The 3,317-nt window shown below is 67.6% G+C and carries 4 protein-coding genes; 3 read left to right on the top strand and 1 reads right to left on the bottom strand.

Going from position 1 to position 3,317, the window contains the following annotated elements:
- Positions 1 to 388, bottom strand: a 388-nt coding sequence (locus tag jaqu_RS19205; RefSeq protein WP_043920639.1) for a hypothetical protein, incomplete at its 3' end; no start/stop codon positions are given.
- 299 nt (positions 389 to 687) lie between these two features.
- On the opposite strand from jaqu_RS19205, the gene jaqu_RS19200 reads away from it, so the two are divergent.
- The 3 genes from jaqu_RS19200 to jaqu_RS19190 all read left to right on the top strand — a co-directional run bounded on the left by jaqu_RS19200 (position 688) and on the right by jaqu_RS19190 (position 3,010).
- Complete coding sequence (locus jaqu_RS19200) at positions 688 to 867, top strand: hypothetical protein (RefSeq protein WP_043920638.1); 180 nt, start codon at positions 688 to 690, stop codon at positions 865 to 867.
- Positions 868 to 915: 48 nt separating this feature from the next.
- Positions 916 to 1,899 carry an SDR family NAD(P)-dependent oxidoreductase gene (locus jaqu_RS19195; protein ID WP_052501081.1) on the top strand — a complete coding sequence of 328 codons (984 nt, stop codon included), beginning with the start codon at positions 916 to 918 and terminating at the stop codon, positions 1,897 to 1,899.
- A gap of 76 nt (positions 1,900 to 1,975) precedes the next feature.
- Positions 1,976 to 3,010, top strand: coding sequence for an aldo/keto reductase (locus jaqu_RS19190; RefSeq protein WP_043920637.1), 1,035 nt, complete (start codon positions 1,976 to 1,978; stop codon positions 3,008 to 3,010).
- The last annotated feature ends 307 nt before the right edge of the window (positions 3,011 to 3,317 follow it).

The raw sequence follows: 3,317 nt of genomic DNA, 5'->3' as shown, positions 1-3,317 counted from the left end.
TCTCGTGCGCGAGCAGCGGCAGCCTAGCCTCGTCTATCTCGATCAGGCACTCCCAGTCGTAATTTGTCGCATCAAACTCCAATGCGTCGACGGATGCATTCAGAATGAACTGGCGTTCCGTGGTTGCGGGCGCAGCGATGGGTACGCCATTGACCGATCCGTATCGGTGCACACCCGAAGGCCCCGCGCAGGTCGAGACATTCAGCATAGGTTTCAGGTCTGTCAGGCTGATCTGTACGAGGCCCGGCGGCATTGCCATTACACGGAGACCGAGCAAGTCGAGATTCAGCCCATCCGAGCTGACTGTGAGGGTGCTCTCGCCAATGGGGGTGACGAACACGGGCAGTGCATCGGCTGCGGGAGCGGCCCGATTGGCGGCATCTTTCATCGGCTCCCTCTCTCGCTGTCGCCTCCGGGGTTCCGGCCAGGACGGTCGGCGCGTTCAAACCGCCCGACGGCCCGTTCAAGCCGACCATGGCGGCCCCTGATCCGGCAAGTCGGGCCCGCGAAATTCCGTCGGCGAGTTCAAAGATTCCGAAGGCCGGTTCAATGCCGATGATCGCGGCGATCCTAAAATAGTCAACTGACACAGGTGATCGTCTGGCGCAGCAGCCGACGATCCCGGCGTCGGGGCTGTCCGTCCAGAACGGAGAAGTCCTTGTAGCAGACCGTCGAAGGAGCCGTAGGATGACCGACCGATTTCCGCCGATCCGAACCGTCGGATCCGACCATCCCGGCTCGGGCCATGCGCATCGGGACCGGCGCGGCATGCGGCGCATCCGGTCGACGATTTACAGCGCGTCCTCGGACACGATCGACGCGCTGAAGCGGGTGACGGGCCTCGACGCGGCCCAAGCCGTGCCCTGACCCCGAGCCTCATCCCTCAGCTTCCCACACCAACCAAGGAGAAGATTCATGACCCACGACACCGAGACCGACACCGACCGCCCCGCCGATCCGACACGCCGCGCAGCACTCGGTGGCACGCTCGGGGCCGCGGCGGCCGCGGCGGCCGTCACGATGGGCGCCCGCGGCGCGAGCGCCCAAGAGGCCGCCGGGCAAGGCAGCCTCGTGGGCAAGACCGCCTTCGTCACGGGCGGCGCGCGTGGAATCGGCCTGGCTTCCGCCGAAGCGATGGCCCGCGAGGGCGCAAACATCGTGCTGTTCGACATCGCGTCCGGCAGCCTGCCGAACGTAGACTATCCCCTTCCTAGCGAAGGCGACCTCGCCGCGGCGCAGGCGCGGATCGAGGAACTCGGTGCCGAATGCATGACCTACCAGGGCGACGTGCGCAGCCTGGAGGACCAGCAGGCCGCGATGCAGCAGACCGTCGACCGCTTCGGCAGCCTCGACATCGTGCTCGCCAATGCGGGCGTGGGCCATGCGGGCGCGATCGGAAGCGTCACCGCCGAGGAGTTCTCGACGCTCTACGAGACCAATGTCGGCGGCTACCTTAAGACGACGCAAGCCGCCGTGCCGCACCTGCGTGACGCGGGCGGGGGCCGGATCATCTACGTGTCCTCCGGCCTCGCGCGGACGGGGAACGACATCTTCGGCATCTACGGCGGGACGAAGTGGGCCGTGAACGGCCTCGCCAAGAGCGCGGCGCTCGCCTACGGGCGCGACGGCATCATGTGCAACGTGGTGGCCCCCGGCCTCGTGCGGACGCCCTTCGCCGACAACGCCGCCGTCCTCGCGCAGATGATGCCGGGGACCGAGAACCCGACCTTCGACGCGGTCTCCGAGATGATCGCGCAGAGCACCCCCATCGGCATCGGCCATCTGGAGCCCGAGGAGGTCGCCGCCTCCGTCATGTTCTTCACCACCGATGCGACGAAGAACATGACCGGCGAGGTGCTCGACGTCAGCTACGGCTCGGCGGCGACCAGCGTCGCCTGACCATCCCTTCCGATGAGCGCGCGCCGGCCTGCGGGCCGGCGTGCATCCCGAAGCCCAACTCTGAGGAGCATGTCCCATGCGCCAGCGCCGCCTCGGCCAGTCCGGCCTCTTCGTCTCTGAGCTCTGCCTCGGAACCATGACCTTCGGGGGCTCCGAAGGGATGTGGGGCCAGATCGGTCAGTTGGGCCAGGAGGAGGCCGACGCCATCGTCGGCACGGCCCTCGAGGCCGGGATCACCTTCATCGACACCGCCAACGTCTATGCGGCAGGACGGAGCGAGCAGATCGTCGGACAGGCCCTGCGCAACCTGAACGTCTCCCGCGATGATGTGGTGATCGCCACCAAGGTCCACGGGCCGATGGGCGAGGGGCCGAATGCACGCGGCGCCTCGCGCGGGCACGTCCTCTCCCAGGCCGAGGCCAGTCTGAAGCGCCTGCAACTGGACCACATCGACCTTTACCAGATCCACGGCTTCGATCCGGCTACACCGATCCTCGAGACGCTGGAGGCGCTCAACACGCTCGTGCGCCGGGGCGACGTCCGCTATCTCGGGCTGTCGAACTGGGCGGCGTGGCAAGTGATGAAGGCGGTCGGTATCGCCGAGGCCCGCCGCCTCGCGCCCATCGTCTCGCTGCAAGCCTACTACTCCCTCGCCGGGCGTGACCTCGAACGGGAGATCGCACCCATGCTGCGGTCCGAGGGCATCGGTCTCATGACATGGAGCCCGCTGGCCGGCGGCTTCCTGTCGGGAAAGTATCGGCGCGACGGTGGCGCAGGCGAGGGGCGCCGCGCAGGGTTCGACTTTCCGCCCGTGGAAAAGGACCGCGCCTACGACATCATCGACGCCCTGGACGAGGTGGCGACGCGCCGCGAATGCACCGTCCCGCAGGTCGCGCTCGCTTGGCTCCTCCGCCAAGACGTCGTCACCAGCGTGCTTGTCGGCGCGAAGCAGGTCGATCAGCTGCGGGACAATGTCGGTGCGACGAGGGTCGTGCTCGATCAGGACGATCTGGACGACCTCGACGCCGTCAGCGCGCTCGCGCCCGAGTATCCCGGCTGGATGTACGAGACGCAGACCGCCAGCCGTCAGGCCGAGATCGATGCGGAGTGACCGATGGATCTGCTGCGGGGTCGATACCCGCAGGCCGTTCGGCCACGGCACATCTGCGAAGGCGCACTGCCTCCGCCCGACCGGACGCTCGGGACATGCGTGGCCGCCGGTCGCCCCGGAGCGGATGCGCACCTCCCGTCCAGCGCGACATCGAACACGCGGCATCCGCCCCGCAAATGATTGCTTCAACGCGCATCGCGGCGGGATCAGCGCCTGCTCACGGAGCAAGGTGCGCTGGTCTCCTCGCTTGCCCGGGATGCAACAACACCGTCTCTTCCTCGTTGCAAAGGGCCGACGGCCGTTCGGG

This window comes from Jannaschia aquimarina (genome assembly GCF_000877395.1).
Classification (GTDB): domain Bacteria; phylum Pseudomonadota; class Alphaproteobacteria; order Rhodobacterales; family Rhodobacteraceae; genus Jannaschia; species Jannaschia aquimarina.
Note: the sequence above shows the minus strand (reverse complement) of the source record. Positions and strands in the feature narration are given on the sequence as shown.

Excerpts from the sequence above, each read along its gene's own strand:
- jaqu_RS19190 (WP_043920637.1), top strand. The coding sequence starts at position 1,976 with ATGCGCCAGCGCCGCCTCGGCCAGTCCGGCCTCTTCGTCTCTGAGCTC.
- jaqu_RS19195 (WP_052501081.1), top strand. The coding sequence starts at position 916 with ATGACCCACGACACCGAGACCGACACCGACCGCCCCGCCGATCCGACA.
- jaqu_RS19200 (WP_043920638.1), top strand. The coding sequence starts at position 688 with ATGACCGACCGATTTCCGCCGATCCGAACCGTCGGATCCGACCATCCC.